This window comes from Hoeflea sp. 108 (genome assembly GCF_000372965.1).
Classification (GTDB): Bacteria; Pseudomonadota; Alphaproteobacteria; order Rhizobiales; family Rhizobiaceae; genus Aminobacter.
The window spans coordinates 2,352,310-2,375,934 of sequence record NZ_KB890024.1 but is presented as its reverse complement, the minus strand read 5'-3'; the positions used below and the strand labels follow the sequence as shown (position 1 = coordinate 2,375,934).

At 62.3% G+C, this 23,625-nt stretch carries 37 protein-coding genes and 1 pseudogene; 2 read left to right on the top strand and 36 right to left on the bottom strand.

All coding sequences use genetic code 11. The features are described from left to right. Positions 1-78 precede the first annotated feature (78 nt). Positions 79-498, bottom strand: a complete 420-nt coding sequence (locus B015_RS0111690) for a hypothetical protein (RefSeq protein ID WP_157632715.1) — start codon at positions 496-498, stop codon at positions 79-81. 152 nt (positions 499-650) lie between these two features. Here B015_RS0111690 and B015_RS30765 point away from each other — a divergent pair, with 152 nt between their 5' ends. Beyond that, complete coding sequence (locus tag B015_RS30765) at positions 651-1,580, top strand: sugar phosphate isomerase/epimerase (protein ID WP_018427876.1); 930 nt, start codon at positions 651-653, stop codon at positions 1,578-1,580. Positions 1,581-1,657: 77 nt separating this feature from the next. Here B015_RS30765 and B015_RS0111680 read toward each other — a convergent pair whose 3' ends face one another. Continuing rightward, entirely contained in the window at positions 1,658-1,837 is a 180-nt protein-coding gene (locus tag B015_RS0111680) for a hypothetical protein (protein WP_018427875.1), read from the bottom strand. Positions 1,838-2,046: 209 nt separating this feature from the next. On the opposite strand from B015_RS0111680, the gene B015_RS0111675 reads away from it, so the two are divergent. Then, positions 2,047-2,667 (top strand): class I SAM-dependent methyltransferase, encoded by a 621-nt coding sequence (locus B015_RS0111675; RefSeq protein ID WP_018427874.1) that lies wholly within the window; start codon positions 2,047-2,049, stop codon positions 2,665-2,667. Positions 2,668-2,686: 19 nt separating this feature from the next. On the opposite strand, the gene B015_RS0111670 is transcribed toward B015_RS0111675, so the two are convergent. The 34 genes and pseudogenes from B015_RS0111670 to rpsJ form a co-directional block, all read right to left on the bottom strand. Then, complete coding sequence (locus tag B015_RS0111670; protein ID WP_018427873.1) at positions 2,687-3,469, bottom strand: sulfite exporter TauE/SafE family protein; 783 nt, start codon at positions 3,467-3,469, stop codon at positions 2,687-2,689. Between the two features lie 72 nt (positions 3,470-3,541). Beyond that, positions 3,542-3,973, bottom strand: coding sequence for a DUF6691 family protein (locus B015_RS0111665; protein ID WP_026227175.1), 432 nt, complete (start codon positions 3,971-3,973; stop codon positions 3,542-3,544). A 2-nt stretch (positions 3,974-3,975) separates the two neighbouring features. Beyond that, entirely contained in the window at positions 3,976-4,404 is a 429-nt protein-coding gene (locus tag B015_RS0111660) for a YeeE/YedE family protein (RefSeq protein WP_018427871.1), read from the bottom strand. Between the two features lie 5 nt (positions 4,405-4,409). Further along, positions 4,410-4,730 (bottom strand): metalloregulator ArsR/SmtB family transcription factor, encoded by a 321-nt coding sequence (locus B015_RS0111655; RefSeq protein ID WP_018427870.1) that lies wholly within the window; start codon positions 4,728-4,730, stop codon positions 4,410-4,412. Between the two features lie 24 nt (positions 4,731-4,754). After that, positions 4,755-6,085 (bottom strand): annotated as a pseudogene (gene blh / locus B015_RS0111650) (bifunctional sulfur transferase/dioxygenase Blh). Positions 6,086-6,186: 101 nt separating this feature from the next. After that, entirely contained in the window at positions 6,187-7,488 is a 1,302-nt protein-coding gene (locus B015_RS0111640; protein ID WP_018427867.1) for a replication-associated recombination protein A, read from the bottom strand. Positions 7,489-7,558: 70 nt separating this feature from the next. Beyond that, complete coding sequence (locus B015_RS0111635; protein ID WP_018427866.1) at positions 7,559-9,049, bottom strand: DegQ family serine endoprotease; 1,491 nt, start codon at positions 9,047-9,049, stop codon at positions 7,559-7,561. A 193-nt stretch (positions 9,050-9,242) separates the two neighbouring features. After that, complete coding sequence (rplQ, locus tag B015_RS0111630; protein ID WP_018427865.1) at positions 9,243-9,671, bottom strand: 50S ribosomal protein L17; 429 nt, start codon at positions 9,669-9,671, stop codon at positions 9,243-9,245. Between the two features lie 39 nt (positions 9,672-9,710). Further along, positions 9,711-10,721, bottom strand: coding sequence for a DNA-directed RNA polymerase subunit alpha (locus tag B015_RS0111625; protein WP_026227173.1), 1,011 nt, complete (start codon positions 10,719-10,721; stop codon positions 9,711-9,713). A 94-nt stretch (positions 10,722-10,815) separates the two neighbouring features. Then, the gene (gene rpsK / locus B015_RS0111620) at positions 10,816-11,205 is read right to left on the bottom strand and encodes a 30S ribosomal protein S11 (RefSeq protein WP_018427863.1); all 390 of its coding nucleotides are present in this window, start codon (positions 11,203-11,205) and stop codon (positions 10,816-10,818) included. A 130-nt stretch (positions 11,206-11,335) separates the two neighbouring features. Next, a complete protein-coding gene (gene rpsM / locus B015_RS0111615; RefSeq protein ID WP_018427862.1) occupies positions 11,336-11,704 on the bottom strand; it encodes a 30S ribosomal protein S13 in 369 nt (122 codons plus the stop codon). Positions 11,705-11,888: 184 nt separating this feature from the next. Further along, on the bottom strand, positions 11,889-12,482 hold the full coding sequence (locus B015_RS0111610) for an adenylate kinase (RefSeq protein ID WP_026227172.1): 594 nt from the start codon (positions 12,480-12,482) through the stop codon (positions 11,889-11,891). Continuing rightward, the gene (secY, locus tag B015_RS0111605) at positions 12,479-13,819 is read right to left on the bottom strand and encodes a preprotein translocase subunit SecY (protein ID WP_018427860.1); all 1,341 of its coding nucleotides are present in this window, start codon (positions 13,817-13,819) and stop codon (positions 12,479-12,481) included. Before secY ends, B015_RS0111610 begins: the two co-directional genes overlap by 4 nt. Before the next feature lie 132 nt (positions 13,820-13,951). After that, positions 13,952-14,425 carry a 50S ribosomal protein L15 gene (gene rplO, locus B015_RS0111600; RefSeq protein ID WP_018427859.1) on the bottom strand — a complete coding sequence of 158 codons (474 nt, stop codon included), beginning with the start codon at positions 14,423-14,425 and terminating at the stop codon, positions 13,952-13,954. Between the two features lie 21 nt (positions 14,426-14,446). Further along, positions 14,447-14,644: a 50S ribosomal protein L30 gene (gene rpmD, locus B015_RS0111595; RefSeq protein WP_018427858.1), complete on the bottom strand. Its 198-nt coding sequence runs from the start codon at positions 14,642-14,644 to the stop codon at positions 14,447-14,449. Between the two features lie 24 nt (positions 14,645-14,668). Further along, a complete protein-coding gene (gene rpsE / locus B015_RS0111590) occupies positions 14,669-15,238 on the bottom strand; it encodes a 30S ribosomal protein S5 (RefSeq protein ID WP_026227171.1) in 570 nt (189 codons plus the stop codon). 129 nt (positions 15,239-15,367) lie between these two features. Continuing rightward, on the bottom strand, positions 15,368-15,727 hold the full coding sequence (rplR, locus tag B015_RS0111585) for a 50S ribosomal protein L18 (protein ID WP_018427856.1): 360 nt from the start codon (positions 15,725-15,727) through the stop codon (positions 15,368-15,370). An 87-nt stretch (positions 15,728-15,814) separates the two neighbouring features. Next, on the bottom strand, positions 15,815-16,348 hold the full coding sequence (gene rplF, locus B015_RS0111580) for a 50S ribosomal protein L6 (protein WP_018427855.1): 534 nt from the start codon (positions 16,346-16,348) through the stop codon (positions 15,815-15,817). A gap of 35 nt (positions 16,349-16,383) precedes the next feature. After that, the gene (gene rpsH, locus B015_RS0111575) at positions 16,384-16,782 is read right to left on the bottom strand and encodes a 30S ribosomal protein S8 (protein WP_018427854.1); all 399 of its coding nucleotides are present in this window, start codon (positions 16,780-16,782) and stop codon (positions 16,384-16,386) included. A gap of 12 nt (positions 16,783-16,794) precedes the next feature. Then, a complete protein-coding gene (gene rpsN, locus B015_RS0111570) occupies positions 16,795-17,100 on the bottom strand; it encodes a 30S ribosomal protein S14 (protein ID WP_018427853.1) in 306 nt (101 codons plus the stop codon). A 27-nt stretch (positions 17,101-17,127) separates the two neighbouring features. Then, the gene (gene rplE / locus B015_RS0111565) at positions 17,128-17,685 is read right to left on the bottom strand and encodes a 50S ribosomal protein L5 (protein ID WP_018427852.1); all 558 of its coding nucleotides are present in this window, start codon (positions 17,683-17,685) and stop codon (positions 17,128-17,130) included. Then, positions 17,678-17,992: a 50S ribosomal protein L24 gene (rplX, locus tag B015_RS0111560; protein WP_018427851.1), complete on the bottom strand. Its 315-nt coding sequence runs from the start codon at positions 17,990-17,992 to the stop codon at positions 17,678-17,680. The genes rplE and rplX overlap by 8 nt, the downstream gene beginning before the upstream one ends. 12 nt (positions 17,993-18,004) lie before the next feature. Beyond that, positions 18,005-18,373 carry a 50S ribosomal protein L14 gene (gene rplN / locus B015_RS0111555; protein ID WP_006205457.1) on the bottom strand — a complete coding sequence of 123 codons (369 nt, stop codon included), beginning with the start codon at positions 18,371-18,373 and terminating at the stop codon, positions 18,005-18,007. A 72-nt stretch (positions 18,374-18,445) separates the two neighbouring features. Next, positions 18,446-18,685: a 30S ribosomal protein S17 gene (gene rpsQ, locus B015_RS0111550; protein ID WP_018427850.1), complete on the bottom strand. Its 240-nt coding sequence runs from the start codon at positions 18,683-18,685 to the stop codon at positions 18,446-18,448. Between the two features lie 11 nt (positions 18,686-18,696). Then, positions 18,697-18,897 carry a 50S ribosomal protein L29 gene (rpmC, locus tag B015_RS0111545; RefSeq protein WP_018427849.1) on the bottom strand — a complete coding sequence of 67 codons (201 nt, stop codon included), beginning with the start codon at positions 18,895-18,897 and terminating at the stop codon, positions 18,697-18,699. A 13-nt stretch (positions 18,898-18,910) separates the two neighbouring features. Continuing rightward, a complete protein-coding gene (gene rplP / locus B015_RS0111540; protein ID WP_018427848.1) occupies positions 18,911-19,324 on the bottom strand; it encodes a 50S ribosomal protein L16 in 414 nt (137 codons plus the stop codon). A 27-nt stretch (positions 19,325-19,351) separates the two neighbouring features. Continuing rightward, complete coding sequence (gene rpsC / locus B015_RS0111535) at positions 19,352-20,071, bottom strand: 30S ribosomal protein S3 (protein ID WP_018427847.1); 720 nt, start codon at positions 20,069-20,071, stop codon at positions 19,352-19,354. Further along, the gene (gene rplV, locus B015_RS0111530; protein WP_018427846.1) at positions 20,071-20,460 is read right to left on the bottom strand and encodes a 50S ribosomal protein L22; all 390 of its coding nucleotides are present in this window, start codon (positions 20,458-20,460) and stop codon (positions 20,071-20,073) included. Before rplV ends, rpsC begins: the two co-directional genes overlap by 1 nt. A gap of 1 nt (position 20,461) precedes the next feature. Further along, the gene (gene rpsS / locus B015_RS0111525) at positions 20,462-20,740 is read right to left on the bottom strand and encodes a 30S ribosomal protein S19 (protein ID WP_018427845.1); all 279 of its coding nucleotides are present in this window, start codon (positions 20,738-20,740) and stop codon (positions 20,462-20,464) included. Positions 20,741-20,755: 15 nt separating this feature from the next. Beyond that, the gene (gene rplB / locus B015_RS0111520) at positions 20,756-21,589 is read right to left on the bottom strand and encodes a 50S ribosomal protein L2 (protein ID WP_018427844.1); all 834 of its coding nucleotides are present in this window, start codon (positions 21,587-21,589) and stop codon (positions 20,756-20,758) included. A gap of 22 nt (positions 21,590-21,611) precedes the next feature. Then, positions 21,612-21,905, bottom strand: coding sequence for a 50S ribosomal protein L23 (locus B015_RS0111515; protein WP_018427843.1), 294 nt, complete (start codon positions 21,903-21,905; stop codon positions 21,612-21,614). Further along, the gene (gene rplD, locus B015_RS0111510) at positions 21,902-22,522 is read right to left on the bottom strand and encodes a 50S ribosomal protein L4 (protein WP_018427842.1); all 621 of its coding nucleotides are present in this window, start codon (positions 22,520-22,522) and stop codon (positions 21,902-21,904) included. The genes B015_RS0111515 and rplD overlap by 4 nt, the downstream gene beginning before the upstream one ends. Then, positions 22,522-23,232 carry a 50S ribosomal protein L3 gene (gene rplC, locus B015_RS0111505; protein WP_018427841.1) on the bottom strand — a complete coding sequence of 237 codons (711 nt, stop codon included), beginning with the start codon at positions 23,230-23,232 and terminating at the stop codon, positions 22,522-22,524. Before rplC ends, rplD begins: the two co-directional genes overlap by 1 nt. 58 nt (positions 23,233-23,290) lie before the next feature. Beyond that, entirely contained in the window at positions 23,291-23,599 is a 309-nt protein-coding gene (gene rpsJ / locus B015_RS0111500) for a 30S ribosomal protein S10 (RefSeq protein WP_006205468.1), read from the bottom strand. Positions 23,600-23,625 lie beyond the last annotated feature (26 nt).

Here is a 23,625-nt window from a genome sequence, read left to right as displayed (position 1 = left end):
TCCAGTGACAGAACGACGACAATCAACTGGCGCGCAGACAAGGCCTCCGCACGGTGCTCTCTGCAACAAGACAAGCGATCAGACGCCGGTCTCTCTGATCTCGAAAACATTGCCGCCGCTGGTCTCGAAACGGCCGGCAGCACCGCGCTGGAGCGAATAGCATTTCTCCTCGCCGGAGCGGAAATCGCCCCATTCGGTGCAGAGTTGGTCGCCGCGCACAGACCAGCGGCCGGTGTCGCCGGCACGTTTCGGCGCATCGACCGATATCTCGGCGCGGCCGTCGGGCAGAAGCATCAACTGGCCGCTGAACCAGCCGCCCTGTTCCCACCAGGAGATCGAGCGACCGACGAGTTCGTTGCGGATCTCGCCAGAACTCATCTCGCCGGCATATGCGGCGGCAGGCGCGGCCAGGCTCGCCGACCCGATCAAGAGCACCTGCAGGAAGCGTCCCATTGCCGCAAATCCGTTCATGACATTGCGATGACGATTCAATGACATTTGCCGGCCAATGTCCATGGGCGGACACGGCCTGTGCGCTGTCAACAAAGCGTCACGCACGCGCAAAACGGCTGACACGAAGCGGCATCAGTCTGGCCGGGGTTTTCACCCGAGGGGCCGAACGCCCCGCCAATCTCCACGAGGAACAGACAATGCTTGCCAATGGCACCGCCGGCACCGGCATATCAGCGCACAAGCGCGCCGACGACCTTTCCGATTTCGCTGACGAACTCGACATGATCGAGGCGTTGGGCGTCGAATCGATCGAGTTGCCCACCTACGACATGGACATCGTGGTCGGCGGCAAGATCCGCAAGCCACAGCTCGAAGCGTTGAAGCGCGCAACCGCCGGCCGCGACGTCGGCTTCTCCGTACATGGCCCGCTCGCCATCAACTTCATGGACGAGGCCTTCCGCCTGCCGCGCCATCTCGAAATTCTCGAAGCCTCGCTCGAAGTGGCCGCCGAAGTCGGCGCCGAGAACTATGTCGTCCATTCCGGCTTGGCGCCGCTTCAGCAGGGCAACGGTCTCGAGGCAGCCTATGGCCGCCAGCGCGAGTGGCTGGCCAAGGCCGGCGAGATCGCCCTCCAGCACGGCCAGTTCCTCTGCGTCGAGACGTTGTTTGCGGGTTATGACGGCCGCATCCACACCGCCTCCCCTTCGCGCCTGGCCAGGGAACTCGAAGCCATCGGCCACCCCAACGTCGTGGCTACCATCGACTTTAGTCACGCCTATCTGAAGCTCGACTTCGACGGCCGCCGTGACGACTTCGTCGAGGAGATCAAGGCGCTGGCGCCTTATGCCCGCCATCTGCACATCCACGACAGCTTCGGCCGCCAGGACGATATCTGGATGTTCACCGACGGCGAGCGCCTGGCCTATGGCCATGGCGACCTGCACCTGCCGGTCGGCTGGGGCGACATTCCGTGGGATGCGCTGATGGCCGAATGCAGCTTCCCCGAGGGCGTGCTGTTCAACATCGAACTCAAGCAGCGCTACTGGTATGCGGCCCAGGACACCGTCGACGCCACCAAGGCGATGGCCGAAAAGGCACAGGTGATCGGCCAGGCCCGCGCTGCCTGATCAGCCTTCATCATATTTGCCAACACGGCGTCGGGGGAACCCGGCGCCGTTGTCTTGTTTTCGGGCTGTCGGCTTGGCTATCTCGGCCCGATTGTGCTTGTCACAAAGGGATCCGGCGCAGATGCACGGCGCTCGGTCTCGGTCGACAATACCACCAACATGCCCAGGCCGAGCGCGATGGGCGCAAACAGCATCGCCACATGTGCGAGGCACAGCAGCGTGCTCCACCGCTCGGTTTTCCTGCGCCCGTCGTCCATGGTCCGTCCCCAGAGAAGTCGTATCCTCGGTACCTGGCGATGATGTCCAGATTGGGCCGCAATTCAGCTGGCTGCCAACAGGGTTAATGCCTGGTATCTTTCGTGCCGCCTGAAAAATCGGCGGTGCTCGGCGCCCTCTGCCATTCAAGACCTTGGCTGTCGTCGTGTTCCGGCATTAGCCTCGCTTTTGAACAACCGGAGACACGGCGTTGAGCGACGAACGCACCGCCCACTGGGACAACATCTACGGCACCAAGGCCGAGGACAGCGTCAGCTGGTTTCAGGACACGCCGGAGCCGTCGCTGTCGCTGCTCAAGCTTGTGGGCGCCATGCCGACCTCAGCGATCATCGATATCGGCGGCGGCGCTTCGCATCTGGTCGACGCACTGCTCGATCTTGGTTTCGTCGATGTCACCGTGCTCGACCTGTCACAGACGGCACTGGACGCCGACAAAGCCCGGCTGGGCGCTGCGGCCGGCGATGCCAAGTGGATTTGTGCCGATGTGACCGAATGGCGGCCTGGACGACGCTACGACGTCTGGCATGACCGCGCTGCATTTCATTTCCTGACCGACCCCGCCGATCAGGCGCTCTATTCCGCAGCGCTGGTCCAAGGGCTGGCGATAGGCGGGCACGTCATCTTTGGCACGTTTGCGCCCGATGGGCCGGAGAAATGCAGCGGCCTGCCGATCGTCAGGCACGATGCCTCCAGCATCGGCAAGATCTTGGGCGACGGCTTCGAACTGGTCGACAGCAGGCGACACGACCACCGCACGCCATGGGACAGCGTCCAGCAATTTCAGTTCAGCACATTCCGCAGGAGGCACTGAGGCACGCCCTGCCCGCGTGTTAGCCGCCGAGCAGATTGCGCCAGGCCATGTAGACGGCAACGACCATGATCATCAGTGCAAACAACACGTTGAGCGCGCCCTTGCGCGTCTGCAGCATCATGGCTGCGCGCGAACCACCGAGCCCGCCGACAACACCTCCGGCGACGAAGACCAGGGCCAGCGGCCAGTCGACCATGCCCGACAGGGCGTAGGAAATTGCTGTCGTCATGCCGAAGGCAGCAACCGCCACCAGCGACGAGCCGATGGCGTTGATCATCGGCATGCCGGTCGAAGCGACCAGGCCGGGCACGATGAGGAAGCCGCCGCCAATGCCGAAGAAACCCGACAGCAGCCCTGTGCCGCCGCCAAAGCCTATGACCTTGGGCGCGTTCTCACGCGTGCAGACGGCAGCTGGGTCACCGACGATACTACGGCTCCGGAACATCAACGCGCCGACGACCAGCATCAGGCCGGCAAACAGAAGCAGCAGGTGGCGGCCATCGATGGCCTTGCCGAGCGACGAGCCGAAGAATGCGCCGAGCACGCCTGAGGCGCTGTAGACGGCCGCGCAGCGCCAATTGACCGTGCCGTTGCGGGCATGGCTAGCGAGGCCGGTCACAGCGTTGGCCGCCACTGAAACCGCACTGGTGCCGATGGCGAGATGGGCGTTGGGTACGCCCACGAGATAGACCATCAGTGGTACGGCGAGGATCGAGCCTCCGCCACCGAACAGCCCGAGAGTGAGGCCGACGACCCCGCCCGAGAGGGCGCCCAACAAATATTGAACGGGTTCCAGCAACATGGCCCCGGCCCTTTGCAAACTGAATTGTCGAAGTGGATGGCCGGATCCGCTGCCGCGGTCCGGCCGGGAAGATCATACCGTAGCGGCGGCGAGCTTCCTGCCGGCGGCCATGCGGGCCAACCACATGCCGAGGAACATCATCGGCAGGAACACATAGGCGCCGGCGGCGCCGAGCGTTGTGGCCGTGAGCGCCGGCCCCGGGCAAAAGCCGCCAAGACCCCAGCCGATTCCGAAGACGGCAGGTCCGACCAGCACTTTTCGGTCTATGCCGGTCGTCGCCGGCAGATGGAAACTGTTGGCGGCCACGGGTTTGGGGCGCTTGAGGACGATGCGGTAGCCGAAGAAGGCTGTGACGACCGCGCCGCCCATGACGAAAGCAAGCGACGGATCCCATGTACCGAATACGTCGAGGAAATTCAGCACCTTGGCCGGATCCGACATGCCCGAGACGACAAGACCGACGCCGAACAGCAGGCCGAGCGCGAGATTGACAAGGAATGACATGGTCATGCTCCCACGAGGTGGCGGACGACGAAGACGGTGGTGAAGGCAGTCGCCATGAAGGTCAGCGTCGCCATGAGCGAACGGAGCGAGAGTCTTGATAGTCCGCAGACGCCATGACCGCTGGTGCAGCCATTGCCGTAGACCGAACCGAAACCGACGAGCAGGCCGGCGACCGCCATCAGTGGCAGGTTGGATGAGACCAACTGCAGGACTGCATGGCCCGTGGCGGCGGAATAGATCAGGGGAGCCGCGACCAACCCGAGCACGAAGCCGAGCCGGGACAAGAAGGCGCCGTCGAGATAGGGCGGCAACAGGCGGCCGGCGATGCCGCTGATGCCGGCGATGCGCCCTTCCCAGGCCATCAGCAGAACCGCGGACAAGCCAATGAGCACGCCGCCAAGAGTGGAGGCGATCGGAGTGAACTCAGTCATTTCTTTCAGCTTTCGTTGCTGGCGCCCCCGTCAGGGGCACAGAACATCTGGTAGAGCAGGGTGACGACCGCCCTCACCCGATCATCGGCGAGCCGGTAGAAGACGGATTTCGATTCCTTGCGTCCGACGATCAGTCCGGCATCGCGCAATTCGGCAATCTGCTGCGACAGCCCCGGCTGCCTGATGCCGAGACCATCCTCCAGTTCACGCACGGAGCGCTCGCCGTCGACGAGCGCGCAGGCGATCATCAGCCGGTTGGGATTGGCGAGTTTCTTCAGGAATTCCGATGCCTCCCCTGCCCGTTCGAGCAGATCGGAAACCGGCATATTCGGTTCCTGGGCCATGGTCCTCTACCCCCAGTTTGCGCCCTGCAGCGCGTCGAGCGGGAACTTCAGATAGCGCTTGCCGTCGGCTTCGGGCTCGGGCAGGCGGCCGCCATTGATGTTGATCTGCAGCGCATGCAGGATCAGCTTCGGCATTGGCAAGGTGCGGTCACGCGCTTCGCGTACCTCGACGAACTCGGCCTCGGTCGGCAGCTTCGAGATATGGGTATTGCGGGCTTTCTGCTCGGCAACGGTGCTTTCCCATCTCGGCTCGCGACCGCCCGGCTGATAATCGTGGCCGGTGAACAACCTGGTTTCCGCCGGCAGAGCCAGGATCTCCTGGATCGACTGCCACAACCGCTTGGCGCTGCCGCCGGGGAAGTCGGCACGAGCGGTACCACTGTCGGGCATGAACAGGGTGTCGTGGATGAAGGCTGCATCACCGACCACATAGGTGATCGAGGCCAGCGTGTGTCCGGGTGAAAACAGCACCTTTGCCTCGAGTTCGCCGATCGTAAAAGTCTCGCCCTCGGCGAAGAGCTTGTCCCACTGCGAGCCGTCGGTGGCGAGGCTGGGCCAATTGTAGATGGCCTTCCAGAGTTTCTGGACGTCGACCACGCGTTCGCCGATGGCGGTGGACGCACCGGTCTTCGATTTGAGATAGCGCGCCGCGGAGAAGTGGTCGGCATGGGGGTGAGTGTCGAGGATCCACTCGACCGTCAGCCCCTGCTCCTCGATGAAATCGAGAATGCGGTCGGCGCTTACAGTTGCGGTCGACCCCGACTTCTCATCGAAATCGAGCACCGGGTCGACGATCGCGCACTTCTTCGTGGCCGGATCGGCGACGACATACTGCACCGAAAACGTCCGGGGATCGTAAAATGCGGTCACTTCGGGTTTCAAAGTCATGGTCAGCCCCATCGTCATGTCGAAGGTCGTCAGGAATTGTTGCTCAGCCAGTCCTTGGCGCCGGCGAAATTGACGTCCAACCGCTGGCCGAGTGCGTCGAGATCGGTCAGCGCCAGCCGGCCGTCGAGCACTTCGCCGATCGCCCAGAGCGTGGCCGAGCGCGTGCCGCCCTTGCAGTGCGCAAGCACTGGCCCCTCTGCCTCGGCGACCGCCTTCTGGAAGGCGCGGACGGCTTCCAGCGTGTAGCGGCCCGGTGCAACCGGGATGTTGACGAAATCCATGCCCGACTGCCCTGCCCGATCGGCGGCGTCCGCCATGCTCGGCTGGCTCGGATCTTCATGCTCGGGGCGATTGTTGATGATCCTGCGGATACCAGCTTTTCCAGCCGCAATCACGTCCGCGTCGGTCGGTTGCCCCGAAATCCAAAGCTTGTCCGTCAGCTGCTTCATCACACATCCTCTCAAAATCGTTCCAGGCATCAGCCTCAACAACTAGATATGCATGATTGCATTTTTATGCAATAGTTTTTTTGCAATTAAAAGGATTACGCCTACTCGTCGCGTTCGTGACGTCGCTTGTTCCAATAGTCGAGGCGCTTCTTGATATCACGCTCGAAGCCGCGCTCGTTCGGTACATAGAAATCGCGCCGGTTGGGGCCGGCAAGCTCGTCCGGCATGAACTCCTGGCCCGAGAAAGCGTCGGGATAGTCGTGATCGTAGCGGTAGCCTTCGTGGTAGCCCAATTCCTTCATCAGCTTGGTCGGCGCATTGAGGATATGCTTGGGCGGCGCAAGCGAGCCAGTCTGCTGGGCAAGGGCGATCGCCTGGTTGAAGCCCATATAGGAGGCGTTCGACTTGGGCGCGGTGGCCACATAGGTGATGGCCTGCGCCATGAACAGGCGCCCTTCGGGCCAGCCGACCCGCTCGAACGCCGTCCAGGCGGCGATGACCTGCTGAAGCGCCTGGGGGTCGGCCATGCCGACATCCTCCGAGGCAGCGCAGGCGAGCCGGCGGAAGATCGTGCCGGGGTCTTCGCCACCGACCATCATGCGCGCGCCCCAATAGAGCGCCGCCTGCACATCCGAACCGCGCAGGCTCTTATGGAAGCAGCTCAGGAGGTTGTAGTGCTCCTCCTGGCCCTTGTCGTAGATCGGCGCGCGCTTCTGCACGGCCTCGGCCAGCCCGGCGACATCGAGCATGGTGCCAGCAGGCAGGGCGAAAAGTTCCTCGCACAGCCCGATGAGATAGCGGCCGTCGCCGTCGGCCATGGTGAACAGGGTGTCGCGGGCGGCATCGTCGAGCGGCAGCTTTTTGCCCGAATGCGCCTCGGCTCGCTCTGCCAGGATCGCCAGATCTTCCTTTTCGAAGCGGCGAAGCGTGTAGACCTTGGCGCGCGACAGAAGTGCCGCGACGAGGCTAAAGCTCGGGTTCTCGGTCGTCGCGCCAATCAGCACGATCGTGCCGTCCTCGACATGCGGCAACAGCGCGTCCTGCGTCGTGCGGTTGAAGCGGTGCAGCTCGTCGACGAAAACCACCGTCTGCCGCCCTGCCCCGCCGCGCAGTTGCCTGGCAGCTTCGACGACTTTGCGCAGGTCGGCAACGCCCGACAGCACCGCAGAGAGCTGGACGAAATCGAGCCCGACCTCCTTGGCCACCAGGCGTGCAATCGTCGTCTTGCCGACGCCGGGCGGCCCCCACAGGATGAAGGACGAAACCTTCCTCGACTTGATCATCCGGCCGATCGGCCCGTCCGGCGCGAGCAGATGATCCTGCCCGATGACCTCGGACAGGCGCTGCGGACGAAGTGTTTCGGCAAGCGGGCGCGGCACGGCCTCGTCGAAAAGGGAGCTCATAAGGCCACCCTTTCCGAATGTTGGCTGTCGTGCAGGCTTGCGGCCGCTTTCAGCATGACTGCCGAACCGGTCAGTAACGCAGCATCTGCCGCATGAGGCGACCGTCGCGCTCGACGGTGAAACGCCACCAGCGCGTGTCGATCTCGACAAGCTGCTTCAGCTTCGCAGCACTGTCGATCACCTCGCCGTTGACCTCGCGGACGATGTCGCCGCGCTGGAAGCCGAAACCGGCCGCCGGCGAGCCGCTGTCGATGCCTACGATCGCCACACCCTTGGCGTCGGTAGCAACGCGCAGGCGCTGGGCCAGGCGCGGCGACAGCTCTGCCACCTTGGCGCCGGCGAACGGGCTGCGCCCGCGCAGCACAACTTCATTGGAACTGGTGCCTTCGGGTGCACGCTCGAGTGCCACCTCGACATGGCGTTCCTCGCCCTTGCTCAACACGGAAAGCGTTGCCTTGCCACCGATAGGTTGGGTAGCGAGGCGATAGTCGAGTGCCTCCATGTGCTCGATTGCGGCGCCATTGAAGGCCAGCACGACATCGCCCGGCTTGAGGCCGGCGCGTGCAGCGGGGCCGTTGTCGTCAACCGAAGAGATCAGCGCGCCGGACGGGTGGTCCATGCCGAGGGATTCGGCGATCTGGGCTGTCACCGGTTCGAAAGACGCGCCGATGAACGGCTTTTCGAAGAACTCGGCGCCGCTCTTGGCAGCCTCGGTGAAGGCCCGAACCATGTTGGACGGAATGGCGAAGCCGATGCCGATCGAGCCGCCGCTGCGGCTGAAGATCGCCGTGTTGATGCCGACCAGCTGGCCGCCCATATTGATCAGCGCGCCGCCCGAGTTACCAGGGTTGATGGCAGCATCTGTCTGGATGAAGAAACCGGAATCCGACACGCCGATGTGGGTACGCGCCAGCGCCGAGACGATGCCGCTCGTAGTCGTCTGGCCGACGCCGAACGGATTGCCGATGGCAAGCACGAGATCACCAACCTGCAGCGCGTCGGAATCGCCTATGGCAATCGTCGGGAACGGCTTGTCGGACTCGATCTTGAGGACCGCGAGATCCAGCGTCTCGTCCTTCAGCAGCACCTTGCTGGTGAACTCACGTCCGTCGGAGAGCGCGACCTTCACCTGGTCGGCATCCTGGACGACGTGATTGTTGGTGACAACGATGCCGCTGGGATCAACCAGCACGCCGGAGCCAAGCGACGAGCGCTGCCTCGGGCCAGAACGGCCGAAGAACTGCTCGAAGAAGGGGTCACCCTCGAAGGGCGAACGGACGCGCACTTGCTGCGAGGCATAGACGTTGACCACGGAGGCCGCCGTGTCCTTGACCAGCGGTGCAAAGGACAGCTGCATTTCCTCGCGACCGAATGGAACGCGGCGATCGGGTGCGGCCGGGGTCGCTGCCCCGTCCTTCTTGCCGCCGTTCAGCAGGTCGGTCAGAACATCCGACAGGCCGGGCTCATCGGTACTGGGCTTCGCCGCCTCCTGGGCGACCGCTGCACCTGATAGCGCCATCCAGGCGCACAGCACGAGCAGGGACAAACGTTTCGCGCGCATGGCGAATCCTCCAACGCATAGTTGGCGCCATTGTCCCGACGATTGTGCAAATTGAAAGGCTTAACAGCCGCTGGAAGCGCTTATTTCGGCCCATTTGGCCGACGCAGCGGAAGACACGAAGCCGCGAGCTGTCATCCAGAAAAACAAAAGGGGCCGCGAGGGCCCCTTCGTTTCGTTCCAAGAAAGCAAAAGCTTATGCAGCTTCGGCTTCGTTGGCCGCCTCGGCTTCGAGGCGGATACGGTCGCCAGCACCCTTGGCCGAGGTGTCGCGATCGACAAACTCGATGACCGCCATCGCGGCGTTGTCGCCGTGACGGAAGCCTGCCTTCATGATGCGCAGGTAGCCGCCGTGACGCTGTGCGTAGCGCGGAGCGATCGTGTCAAACAGACGCTTGACGATGTGCTCGTTGCCGATCTGGGCGATGACCTGACGGCGAGCGTGCAGGTCGCCGCGCTTGCCGAGGGTGATGAGCTTCTCGACGATCGGACGCAGGTCCTTCGCCTTCGGCAGGGTGGTGACGATCTGCTCGTGTTCGAGCAGCGAAACGGCGAGGTTCGCCAACATCGCCTTGCGGTGGCTTGCACTGCGGCTGAACCGGCGGCCGGCAAATCCATGGCGCATGGTTCTTCTCCTTTTGGTCTGGTTCTAGAGGCCTGGGCCTCAGTATTGATCTTCGTAACGCTTGGCGAGGTCTTCGATGTTTTCCGGCGGCCAGTCCTGCACTTCCATACCGAGGTGCAGGCCCATTGCAGCCAGAACTTCCTTGATCTCGTTGAGCGACTTGCGACCAAAGTTCGGGGTGCGCAACATCTCGGCTTCCGTCTTCTGGATCAGGTCGCCGATGTAAACGATGTTGTCGTTCTTGAGACAGTTGGCCGAACGCACCGAAAGCTCGAGCTCGTCGACCTTCTTGAGCAGCGCCGGGTTAAAGGCGAGTTCCGTGACCTGCTCGGCCGCGGCTTCCTTCTGGGGCTCCTCGAAGTTGACGAACAGCGCCAGCTGGTCCTGCAGGATGCGAGCAGCAAATGCCACCGCGTCCTCGCCGGTAACCGAGCCGTCGGTCTCGATGGTCATCGTCAGCTTGTCCTTGTCGAGCTCCTCGCCGTGGCGGGTGTTCTCGACCTTGTACGAAACCTTCTTGACCGGCGAGTAGAGGCTGTCGACCGGGATGAGACCGATCGGAGCATCTTCGGCGCGGTTACGCTCGGCAGGCACATAGCCCTTGCCGGTGTCGACCGTAAACTCCATGCGGATCTCAGCGCCCTCGTCGAGGGTGCAGATCACGTGATCGGGGTTCAGGATCTCGACGTCGCCCACGGTCTGGATGTCGCCGGCAAGAACCGCACCAGGGCCCTGCTTGCGAACGACCATGCGCTTCGGACCATCGCCTTCCATACGGATGGCGATTTCCTTGATGTTGAGCACGATATCGGTGACGTCTTCGCGGACGCCCGGGATCGACGAGAACTCATGCAGCACGCCGTCGATCTGGACGGCGGTGACGGCAGCGCCGCGCAGCGACGACAGCAGAACGCGACGAAGCGCGTTGCCGAGCGTCAGGCCGAAACCGCGTTCCAGCGGCTCCGCGACCAGCGTGGTCAGCGTCTTTTTCTTTGACGAGAACTCGATCTTGTTTGGCTTGATCAGTTCCTGCCAGTTTTTCTGAATCATGTTCGCTTCCTTCCGTTGCCCCGCCACCATCCAATCGTGACGGGCGACCTGGAAGCCGCGGTCGAGCGCCTATGGCGCCCGCGCGGCGGTGAAATTAGACGCGACGCTTCTTGCGCGGGCGGCAACCATTGTGCGGGATCGGCGTCACGTCACGGATCGACGTGATGGTGAAACCCGCAGCCTGGAGCGCGCGCAGAGCCGACTCACGACCCGAACCGGGACCGCAAACCTCGACCTCGAGGGTGCGCATGCCGTGTTCCTGTGCCTTCTTGGCAGCATCTTCTGCAGCCATCTGGGCAGCGAACGGGGTCGACTTACGCGACCCCTTGAAGCCCTGGGCGCCAGCCGACGACCAGGCAATCGCGTTGCCCTGTGCATCGGAGATGGTGATCATGGTGTTGTTGAAGGTCGAATTCACGTGGGCAACGCCCGACGAGATGTTCTTGCGTTCGCGACGACGAACGCGAGCGGCTTCCTTAGCCATAGCAGTCCTTTCAGTTGATCTCTTCACCGCCGTAATACCAGCGGCTACACCAGCCTGCGTTTAAGGTGTCAGGCCGAACACCCGCCCAAAAGGCGAAACCGGCGGGCCGAAACCCGCCGGAAAAGCATTATTACTTCTTCTTGCCGGCAATTGCCTTGGCCGGCCCCTTGCGGGTGCGCGCATTGGTGTGCGTGCGCTGGCCACGGACCGGAAGCGAACGACGGTGACGCAGGCCGCGGTAGCAGCCGAGGTCCATCAGACGCTTGATGTTGATCGAAACTTCGCGACGCAGATCGCCTTCGACCTGATAGTCGCGGTCGATCGTCTCGCGGATCGCCAGAACTTCGGCATCCGTCAGCTGGTTGACACGACGCTCAGCCGGGATACCCACCTTTTCGATGATCTCCTGGGCGAACTTCTTGCCAATGCCGTGGATGTACTGAAGCGCAATGACGACGCGCTTGTTGGTCGGAATATTTACGCCGGCTATACGAGCCATTTCTTCACTCCATGTGGGCCGGACCATGCCGGCGCTTCAAGTTGCCCCGCGTCCGGTGGAGGCCGGCCCATGCGGGTTTTCCGTATCAATGCCTATGCATGCCCTTACGGGCAAACAACATCATGCCTGAATGGAAGACGGGCCGCCATACTCCAGCCTAGCCCGTCCGTCAAGCCCGCACGCGTTAATTGCGCAGCGTATCGGCCAGAACCGCCTCGATCTGGGCGGTCACGTCGTCGATCTCGGCCATGCCGTCGACCTGCTTGAGCAGATCGTTGGCGTAGTAGTAGCCGATCAGCGGCGCCGTCTTCTTGTAGTACTCGCGCAGGCGCTCGGGGAACACTTCGGGGGTGTCATCCTTGCGAACAGGCAGGCCGGCAGCCTTGGCTTCCTCGGCGCGCTTGACGATTCGGCCAACAAGCGCCTTGTCGTCAACGACGAGCTCGATCACCACGTCGAGCGGCATGCCGCGCTCAGCCAGCATGTCGGCGACGGCGTCCGCCTGAACCAGGGTACGCGGGTAACCATCGAGAATGAACCCGCGGGCGCAGTCGTCCTGGTCGATGCGTTCGGCGACGATTGCATTGACGATCTCGTCCGAGACCAGTTCGCCTGCGTCCATCACCGCCTTGGCGCGCTTACCTACTTCCGTCTCCGCCTTGACCGCCGCACGCAGCATGTCACCGGTGGAAAGCTGAGGTATGCCGTGCTTCTCGACCAGCCTCTGCGCCTGCGTCCCCTTGCCCGCCCCGGGCGGTCCAAGCAATATCAGCCTCATCTTCCCCTCTTACCTCCACGGAGCTTCGACTTCTTGATCAGCCCTTCGTACTGGTGGGCGATCAGGTGACCCTGAATCTGCGCCACCGTATCAAGGGTTACATTGACGACGATCAGAAGCGAAGTACCACCAAGGTAGAAAGGCACGCCGGTCGCCGAAATCAGGAACTCCGGCATCAAGCAGATTACGACGAGATAGGCCGCGCCGATGACCGTGATGCGGGTCAGCACGTAGTCGATGTACTCAGCCGTGCGCTCGCCGGGGCGATAACCCGGGATGAAGCCCGAATGCTTCTTCAGCTGGTCGGCCGTGTCCTTCGGATTGAAGACAATCGCCGTGTAGAAGAAGGCAAAGAACACGATCATTGCGGCGTAGAGCAGCATGTAGAGCGGCTGGCCGTGGCCGAGTGCCGCCATCATCGTGCTGACCCAGCCCGGCAGGTTGGTCGTGTTCGAGAAGCCTGCGACGGTCGCCGGCAGCAGCAGAAGCGACGAGCCGAAGATCGGAGGAATGACGCCGGCGGTGTTCAGCTTCAGCGGCAGATGCGAGGTGTCGCCCTGGAACATGCGGTTGCCGACCTGGCGCTTCGGATACTGGATCAGAAGGCGACGCTGGGCGCGCTCGAAGAAGACGATGAGCGCGATGACGACGACGGCCAGGACGATGATCGCCAGAATCAGGCCGGTCGAAAGCGCGCCGGTACGACCGAGTTCGAGCGTGCCGCTGATGGCGCTCGGCAGGCCGGCGACGATGCCGGCGAAGATGATCAGCGAGATACCGTTGCCGATGCCGCGGGCGGTGATCTGCTCGCCGAGCCACATCAGGAACATGGTGCCGCCGACCAGCGTGATGACGGTCGAGGCACGGAAGAACATGCCTGGATCCGTGACGATGCCGTTGCCGCCTTCGAGGCCGACAGAGATGCCGTAGGCCTGGACGAGCGCCAGCAGCACAGTGCCGTAGCGGGTGTACTGGTTGATGACTTTGCGGCCCTGCTCGCCTTCCTTCTTCAGCGCTTCAAGCGACGGGATGACCGACGTCATGAGCTGCATGATGATGGAGGCGGAGATGTAGGGCATGATGCCCAGGGCAAAGATCGCCATGCGCTGCACGGCGCCGCCGGCAAACATGTTGAAAATGCCGAGCACGCCGCGGCTCTGCTGGGTGAAAGCCTGCGCAAACGCGTCGGGATTGATTCCCGGAAGCGGAATGTAGGTGCCGAGACGATAGACCAGCAGTGCGCCCAGCGTGAACCAGATGCGCTTCTTGAGGTCTTCAGCCTTAGCGAAGGCTGCGAAATTAAGATTGGATGCTAGTTGTTCAGCAGCCGATGCCATTCAGGATTCTCCGCTTGGTCACGCCGCTAAGCCGCAGATGGGCGCGGCGCGTGTCACCGAAGCCACGAGATAGGCTCCGGACGGCAAACATGCAAGCGGCGGTATCTCTACCGCCGCCCACTTGATCAGCCTTTATTCGGCGGCTGCCGCTTCGGGCAACTTCACCGATCCTCCGGCCTTCTCGATCTTCTCGATCGCAGGCTTGGAAGCGCCGGCTACATCGAAGGCCACCTTGGCCTTCAGTTCGCCGTCGCCGAGGATGCGGACGCCGTCCTTGACGCGGCGAATCACGCCGGCCTTGACGAGAGATTCCGCAGTCACGGTCTCCTTCGCATCGAGCTTCTTGGCATCGATCGCGACCTGGATACGGGCCAGCGAAACGGTGTTGTAGCTCTTGGCGAAGATGTTGGTGAAGCCGCGCTTGGGCAGACGGCGGTAGAGCGGCATCTGGCCACCCTCGAAGCCGTTGATGGCGACACCCGAACGAGCCTTCTGGCCCTTGACGCCGCGGCCGCCGGTCTTGCCGGAGCCCGAACCGATGCCACGGCCAAGACGCTTCTTGGAGTGGGTCGCGCCGGCGTTGTCACGCAGATCATTGAGTTTCATGTTCTGTCTCCTGCGCTCGGCTTACGCCTCGTCCACGACGCGGACGAGGTGCTGCACAGCCGCGATCATGCCGCGCACGGACGGAGTATCCTCCAGGGTGCGCTTGCGGTGCATCTTGTTGAGGCCGAGGCCGACCAGCGTAGCACGCTGTTCCTTCGGACGACGGATCGGGCTGCCGATCTGCTCGACGGTGATGGTCTTGGTTTCTTTCTTGGCCATGGTCGTTGTCCCTGGTCCCAGCGACTATTCTTCCGCCGCAACCGCGGAACCGCGGCGGGCCTGAAGCGTCGAGTACTTGATGCCGCGCTGCGCAGCCACATCCTTCGGATGCATCTGGCTCTTCAGCGCATCGAAAGTCGCACGAACCATGTTGTAGGGGTTCGACGAACCCATGGACTTGGCGACGACGTCGTGCATGCCGAGCGTCTCGAAGACAGCGCGCATAGGGCCGCCTGCGATGATGCCGGTACCCTGCTTGGCAGAGCGCAGCAGAACGCGACCAGCGCCCCAACGGCCTTCAACGTCGTGATGCAGCGTGCGGCCCGAGCGCAGCGGCACGAAAATCATGTCGCGCTTGGCCGATTCGGTTGCCTTGCGGATCGCTTCCGGCACTTCGCGCGCCTTGCCGTGACCAAAGCCAACGCGGCCCTTCTGGTCGCCGACAACGACGAGTGCTGCAAAACCGAAACGCCGGCCGCCCTTGACGACCTTGGCAACGCGGTTGATGTGAACGAGCTTATCGACGAATTCGCTGTCGCGCTCTTCGCGGTCACGGCTACGCTCGCGACCACCTTCCCTACGTTCTTGTGCCATTTTCCTATCCTTATTTTTTTCCGGAAGCACGGGGGTTAAAAACCAAATCCGGCGTCTATAGCGTCGCCGGATTTAATGCAACTGTTCAGTGATGCGACGCAGCGCCACGCGCTGCGTCGTAAGACTCAATCAGAAGTTCAGACCACCTTCACGGGCAGCCTCGGCAAGAGCCTTGACGCGACCGTGATAGATGTAGGCGCCGCGGTCGAAAACGACGTCCTTGACGCCAGCCTTCGAAGCGCGCTCTGCGATCAGCTTGCCGACGGCAGTTGCGGCTGCGGTATCGGCGCCGGTCTTCAGCGAGCCCTTGAGATCCTTCTCGAGGGTCGAAGCGGCCGCGATGGTGTGGCCGTTGGCATCGTCGATAACCTGAACATAGATGTTCTTCGACGTACGGTGAACCGACAGACGCGGACGGCCATTTGCGACCTTCTTGATCTGGCGGCGGACGCGTGCCGAGCGACGCAGGGTGGTTTCTTTCGAAGCCATAGTAGCAGTTCCTTGCCTTCTGAAACGGGCGCGGCCATCTGCGGTAGGCCAAAGGGCCTCCCGCGACCGCGCACCGCGGCGTTGTTATTACTTCTTCTTGCCTTCTTTGCGGACGATCTTCTCGCCTGCATAGCGGACGCCCTTACCCTTGTAAGGCTCGGGACCGCGGTATTCGCGGATCTCGGCAGCGACCTGGCCGACCTGCTGCTTGTCGATACCGTTGATCACGATTTCCGTGGGCTTCGGCACCGTGATGGTGATGCCTTCCGGCGTCTGATAGACGACGTCATGGCTGAAGCCAAGTGCCAGCTGCAGGTTCTTGCCCTGCAGGGCCGCACGGTAACCGACGCCGGTGATCTCGAGCTTCTTTTCGAAGCCGTCCTTCACGCCGGTCAGAATGTTGACGATCTGGGTGCGCGACATGCCCCACTTGGAGCGTGCGTCCTTCGACTGGTCGCGAGGCTGAACGGAAATCTCGCCGTTCTCCATCTTGACCAGGACTTCGTCGTTGACCACGAACTTCAGCTCGCCCTTAGGGCCCTTCGCCACCACGGTCTGACCGTTGACGGTGGCGTTAACGCCCTGCGGAAGCTGAACGGGTTTCTTGCCAATACGAGACATAGTCCTCGTGCCTTTCTTTTTTCAGCCTACGCAGATCAGAAGACCTGGCAGAGGATTTCCCCGCCAACATTCTGTTCACGCGCTTCGTGGTCGGCCATCACGCCCTTCGGAGTCGAAAGGATCGAGATGCCCAGGCCGTTGGCGACAGGCGGAATCGACTTGGACGAGACATAGACGCGGCGGCCCGGCTTGGACACACGCGCGATCTCGCGGATAACCGGCTGGCCGTCGAAATACTTCAGCTCGATCTCGATTTCGGACTTGCCGTTCTCGAAGTCGGTCTGGCTGTAGTCGCGGATGTAGCCTTCCGACTTCAGCACGTCCAGGACGCGGGCGCGCAGCCTGGAGGCCGGAGTCGAAACAGACGACTTCTTGCGGCCATAGGCATTGCGGATGCGGGTCAGCATATCGCCGAGAGGATCACTCAAAGACATATCAAATGCTCCTTACCAGCTCGACTTGACCAGGCCCGGGATCTTGCCCGTGGAGCCAAGGTCGCGAAGTGCGATACGCGACATCTTCAGCTTGCGATAGTAGGCGCGCGGACGGCCGGTGACTTCGCAGCGATTGCGGATACGGATCTTGGCCGAGTTGCGCGGCAGCGCGGCGAGCTTGAGCTGCGCACGGAAGCGTTCCTCGATCGGCTTGGACTGATCCATGATGATGTCCTTGAGGGCCTTACGCTTGGCAGCGTACTGGTCCACAAGCTTACGGCGCCTGTTATTCTTCTCGACTGAGCTGGTCTTTGCCATTTCAGATTTTTCCTTTTCTCGCTGCCGTTACTGCCGGAAGGGGAAGTTGAAGGCCTTGAGCAGAGCCCGAGCCTCTTCGTCCGTCTTGGCGGTCGTGCAAACGATGATGTCCATACCCCACATCTGATCAACCTTGTCGTAGTTGATCTCGGGGAACACGATATGCTCCTTCAGGCCCATAGCGTAATTTCCGCGGCCGTCAAAGCTTTTCGGGTTCAGGCCGCGGAAGTCGCGAACGCGCGGCAGCGCGATGTTCACGAGACGGTCCAGGAACTCGTACATACGCTCCTTGCGGAGCGTCACCTTGGCGCCGATCGGCATCTGCTCGCGCACCTTGAAGCCGGCGATCGACTTGCGGGCGCGAGTCACCACCGGCTTCTGGCCGGCGATCATGGCGAGGTCTTCGGCGGCGACCGACGGCTTCTTCGAATCCGCGGTGGCTTCGCCAACACCCATGTTGAGCACGATCTTGTCGATGCGCGGGATCTGCATCTCGTTGTCGTACTTGAACTGCTCCAGCATCGCCTGGCGAATGGTCTCGTTGTAGACCTTCTTCAGGCGTGGCTCGTTGCTTGCCTTAGCCATTGATGACTTCTCCCGAACGCTTGGCGACACGCACCTTCTTGCCGTCCTTCTGGATCTGGAAACCGACGCGGGTCGGCTTGCCATCCTTGGGGTCGGCGAGCGCGATGTTCGACAGGTGGATCGGCGCTTCCTTGGTGATAATCCCGCCCTCTTGGGTCTGGGACTGCTTCTGGTGGCGGCGGATCATGTTCACGCCGCGGACGAGAGCGGTGTCTTCCTTCGGCTGGACAGCCAGCACCTCACCGGTGCGGCCCTTGTCCTTGCCGGTCAGAACGACAACCTTGTCGCCTTTACGGATCTTCTGCATTTTACCGGCTCCTTACAGCACTTCGGGCGCGAGCGAGATGATCTTCATGTGGTTCTTGGCGCGAAGCTCGCGCGGAACCGGCCCGAAGATACGCGTGCCGATCGGTTCTTTCTTGTTGTCGACAAGAACGGCCGCGTTCTTGTCGAAACGGATCACGCTGCCGTCGGGACGACGGATGTCCTTGGCCGTGCGAACCACGACCGCCTTCATCACGTCACCCTTCTTTACGCGGCCGCGCGGAATGGCTTCCTTGATCGACACCACGATGATGTCGCCGACAGAAGCATACTTCCGCTTCGAGCCGCCCAGCACCTTGATGCACATGACACGACGGGCGCCGGAATTGTCCGCGACGTCGAGGTTTGTTTGCATCTGAATCATGACTGGCCGCCTTCTTCTTTTCTAACGGGATGGGCTACCGCCCTCCCCGGCTTGTCCAAAATTCGTTCGTTATTACGCCTGGTCCGAAGACACAACGACCCAGCGCTTGTCCTTGGAGATCGGCTTCGACTCCTGGATGAACACGGTGTCGCCGACCTTGTGAGCGTTGTTTTCGTCGTGCGCCTTGTAGTTCTTCGACATACGCACGGTCTTCTTCATCACCGGGTGCGTGAAGCGACGCTCGACCTTGACGACGACCGTCTTCTCGTTCTTGTCGCTGACGACCGTACCCTGCAGGATGCGCTTTGGCATGGTTTTCGTCCTTAAGCCTTCTTGCCGGCCGACTTTTCGGCGGCGATGGTCTTGATACGCGCGATGTCCTTACGAACCTGTTTCACGCGTGCCGTCTTTTCCAGCTGACCTGTCGCCTTCTGGAAGCGCAGGTTGAACTGCTCCTTCTTGAGGCTGGCGAGCTCGTCGGTGAGCTGGTCCTGGGTCTTCGTCCTGATGTCCGAGGCTTTCATAATCAGCCCTTCCCTATTCTGCGATGCGCTGAACGAAGCGCGTTCTGACCGAGAGCTTGGCGGCGCCGAGACGCAGCGCTTCACGCGCCACTTCTTCGGAGACACCGTCGATCTCGAACATCACGCGACCCGGCTTGATACGGCACGCCCAGTAATCGACGGCGCCCTTACCCTTACCCATGCGGACTTCGGTCGGCTTCGAGGTGACAGGCAGGTCCGGGAAAATACGGATCCAGACGCGACCCTGACGCTTCATTTCGCGAGTGATCGCGCGGCGGGCCGCCTCGATCTCACGTGCGGTGACGCGGTTCGGCTCAAGCGCCTTCAGTCCGAAGCCGCCGAAATCCAGGTTGGTGCCACCCTTCGCGGTACCGTGGATGCGGCCCTTGAACTGCTTACGGAACTTTGTGCGCTTTGGCTGCAGCATCGTTCTAACTCCAAATTCCTATGCGTGTCAGGCGTTTTCGCGACGGCGGCGCTCAGGGCGCTCGCCAGCATGCGAATGCTCGCCTTCGGTTGCGCGACGCTCGGAGGCCATCGGGTCGTGCTCGAGGATTTCGCCCTTGAACACCCACACCTTGACGCCGCAGATGCCGTAGGCGGTCTGGGCTTCGGCCGTGCCGTAGTCGACGTCGGCGCGCAGCGTGTGCAGCGGCACGCGACCTTCGCGGTACCACTCCATACGAGCGATTTCGGCGCCACCGAGACGGCCCGCGCAGTTGATGCGGATGCCTTCGGCGCCGAGACGCATGGCCGACTGCACAGCGCGCTTCATGGCGCGGCGGAAGGCGATGCGGCGCTCGAGCTGCTGAGCGATCGACTGAGCGACGAGCGTTGCGTCGGTCTCAGGCTTGCGAACCTCGACGATGTTGAGGTGCGTCTCGGACTTCGTCATCTCGGTGAGCTTCTTGCGAAGCTTCTCGATGTCGGCGCCCTTCTTGCCGATGATCAGACCCGGACGAGCAGCGTGAATGGTCACGCGGCACTTCTTGTGCGGGCGCTCGATCACGATCTTCGAGATCGCAGCCTGCTTCAGCTCGGCCTCAAGATACTTACGGATCTTGATGTCTTCGTGCAGCAGCTGGCCGTACTCGCCGGTGTTCGCGTACCAGCGCGAGTCCCAGGTGCGGTTGATGCCGAGGCGGAGACCGATCGGATTGATTTTCTGGCCCATTATGCGGCCTCCCCTTTCTCTTCGACTTCACGAACGACGATCGTGAGGTGCGAAAACGGCTTCTCGATGCGGCTGGCGCGGCCACGGCCACGAGCGTGGAAACGCTTCATGACGATCGACTTGCCGACGTAGGCTTCCGCCACCACCAGCGCATCGACATCGAGGTCGTGGTTGTTTTCCGCGTTGGCAATAGCCGATTCGAGGGTCTTCTTGACCGTGCCGGCGATACGCTTGCGCGAAAATTCGAGATCGGAGAGCGCGGTAGCAACCTTCTTGCCGCGGATCAATGCCGCAACCAGATTGAGCTTCTGCGGGCTGACACGGATCGTGCGCAGAACGGCACGTGCCTCGTTGTCAGCAAGCCTGCGCGGAGCTTTGGCCTTGCCCATGTTACTTCCTCTTCGCCTTCTTGTCCGCGCCATGACCGTAATAGGTCCTGGTGGGCGCGAACTCACCGAACTTGTGGCCGACCATGTCCTCGTTCACGGAGACCGGGACGTGCTTCTGGCCGTTGTAGACACCGAAGGTGAGGCCGACGAACTGCGGCAGGATGGTGGAGCGGCGGCTCCACATCTTGATCACCTCATTACGGCCGCCTTCACGCACCTTGTCTGCCTTCTTGAGCAGATAGCCGTCGATGAACGGGCCTTTCCAGATTGAACGAGTCACTGGGCTTACCTCTTATTAGCTCTTGCGCAGATGACGCGAGCGAACGATGAACTTGTCGGTCGCCTTGTTGGACCGCGTCTTCTTGCCCTTGGTGGGCTTGCCCCACGGGGTCACCGGATGGCGACCACCAGAGGTGCGGCCTTCACCACCGCCGTGCGGATGGTCGACCGGGTTCATGGTGACGCCGCGGTTATGCGGACGCTTGCCACGCCATACGGTACGACCGGCCTTGCCGTCGTTGATGTTGCCGTGATCCGGATTGGAAACGGCGCCAACGGTGGCCATGCACGAGCCGTGAACAATGCGCTGCTCACCCGAGTTGAGGCGAAGGATCGCCATGCCCTGGTCGCGACCGACGAGCTGGGCGTAAGCACCAGCCGAACGAGCGACCTGGCCGCCCTTACCGGGCTTCAGCTCGATGTTGTGGACGATCGTGCCGACCGGCATCGAGCCGAGCGGCATCGCGTTGCCGGGCTTCACGTCGACCTGCTCGCCGGCGATGATCTTGTCGCCAGCCTGCAGACGCTGCGGAGCAATGATGTAGCTCAGCTCGCCATCGTCGTACTTGATCAGCGCGATGAAGGCGGTGCGGTTCGGATCGTATTCCAGACGCTCGACCGTACCGACCACGTCGAACTTGCGACGCTTGAAGTCGATGATGCGGTACGAACGCTTGTGACCGCCGCCGATGAAGCGAGCCGTGATACGACCGTAGTTGTTACGGCCACCCGACTTGGTCAGGCCTTCGGTCAGACCCTTGACGGGCTTGCCCTTGTAGAGGCCCGAGCGGTCAACGATGACCAGCTGGCGGGTGCTCGGCGTTACTGGCTTGAATTTCTTAAGTGCCATTGTCCTGTCCTCGCGGCCTTGCTCAGAGACCCGTCGCGACGTCGATCGACTGGCCGTCGGCCAGCGTCACTACCGCCTTCTTGACGTCGCTCTGGCGGCCGATCGTGCCGCGGAAGCGCTTCACCTTGCCCTTGCGGACCAGGGTGTTCACAGCAGTCACCTTCACGCCGAACAGCGCTTCGACGGCAGCCTTGATCTCAGGCTTGCTCGCCTTCTTGGCGACATTGAAGACGACCTGGTTCTGCTCCGAAGCCATGGTCGACTTTTCGGTGATCGCGGGGCTCACGATCACGTCGTAGTGGCGGAGATCCGTCATTTGAAGCGCTCCTCGAGAGCCTCGACGGCGGCCTTCGAAAGGACCAGCGTGCCGCGGCGCAGAATGTCGTAAACGTTGATACCCTGGATCGGCAGGACATCGATGTTCGGGATGTTGGTCGCTGCGCGCTTGAAGTTGACGTCAAGCTCGGCGCCGCCGATCACCAGGGCGTTGGTCAGGCCCAGCGTCGCGAAGTTCGCGAGCAGCGCCTTGGTCTTGCCCTCGGCGAGCGTCAGCTCGTCGACGATGATCAGGTTCGATGCCTTCAGCTTGGCCGACAGGGCGTGCTTCAGGCCGAGAGCACGGACCTTCTTGGGAAGGTCATGCTCGTGGCTACGAACGACCGGGCCATGGGCCTTGCCGCCGCCGCGGAACTGCGGAGCGCGTGCCGAGTGGTGACGAGCGCGGCCCGTACCCTTCTGCTTGTACATCTTGGCGCCGGTGCGCGCGATTTCCGCGCGACCCTTGGCCTTGTGCGTGCCCTGCTGCTTCTTGGCGAGCTGCCAGCGCACGACGCGCTGGAGAACGTCTTCGCGCGGGTCGAGGCCGAAGATCTCTTCCGAGAGCTCAACCTTGCCGGCGTCCTTGCCTGCGAGGGTTGTAATCTTGAGGTCCATTATTCCGCTCCCTCGTTGGCCGGAGCCTGTTTGCTGGCTGCGCGGATCGCGGCCGGCTTCGGCGCGTTCTCAGGCAGCGCAACCTTGGCGGCATCGCGAACCAGGATCCATGCGCCCTTCGTGCCCGGAACCGCACCGCGGATCAGGATCAGGCCGCGGTCGGCATCCGTCGAGACGATCTCGACGTTCTGGGTGGTGACGCGAACGTCGCCCATGTGGCCGGCCATCTTCTTGCCCTTGAACACCTTGCCCGGATCCTGGCGCTGACCAGTCGAACCATGGCTACGGTGCGATACCGAGTTACCGTGGGTAGCGCGGCCGCCACCGAAGTTGTGCCGCTTCATGACGCCCTGGAAACCCTTACCGGTCGAAGTACCGGTGACGTCGACCTTCTGGCCGGCGACGAAGTGATCGACGGTGATCTCGGCGCCAATGTCGAGCATGTTGTCGGCGGAAACGCGGAACTCCGCGAGCTTCGCCTTGGGCTCGACCGAGGCGGCAGCAAAATGTCCGCGCATGGCCTTCGACGTATTCTTCACCTTGGCAAGCCCGACGCCGAGCTGAACGGCGGTGTAGCCATTCTTCTCCTGCGTGCGCTGGGCCACGACCTGGCAGCTCTCCATGCGGAGAACGGTGACGGGAACGTGTTCGCCAGCGTCGTTGTAGACGCGGGTCATTCCCACCTTCTGTGCAATAACACCTGAACGCATCGGTTCGTTTTCCTTCAGAGGAGCCGTTCGGTTTAACCCTTCCGGCTCATGTTAGCTCTTAGAGCTTGATTTCGACGTCGACACCCGCCGCGAGGTCGAGCTTCATAAGAGCGTCGACGGTCTGCGGGGTCGGATCGACGATGTCGAGAAGACGCTTGTGGGTGCGCATCTCGAACTGCTCGCGGCTCTTCTTGTCGACGTGCGGCGAGCGGTTCACCGTGAACTTCTCGATCCGCGTCGGCAGCGGAATCGGGCCGCGAACATTGGCGCCGGTGCGCTTCGCGGTCGACACGATCTCACGCGTCGAAGCGTCGAGAACCCGGTGGTCAAACGCCTTGAGGCGAATGCGGATATTCTGTCCGTTCATGGTCACTTCCTTGTTCTGGCGCGGCG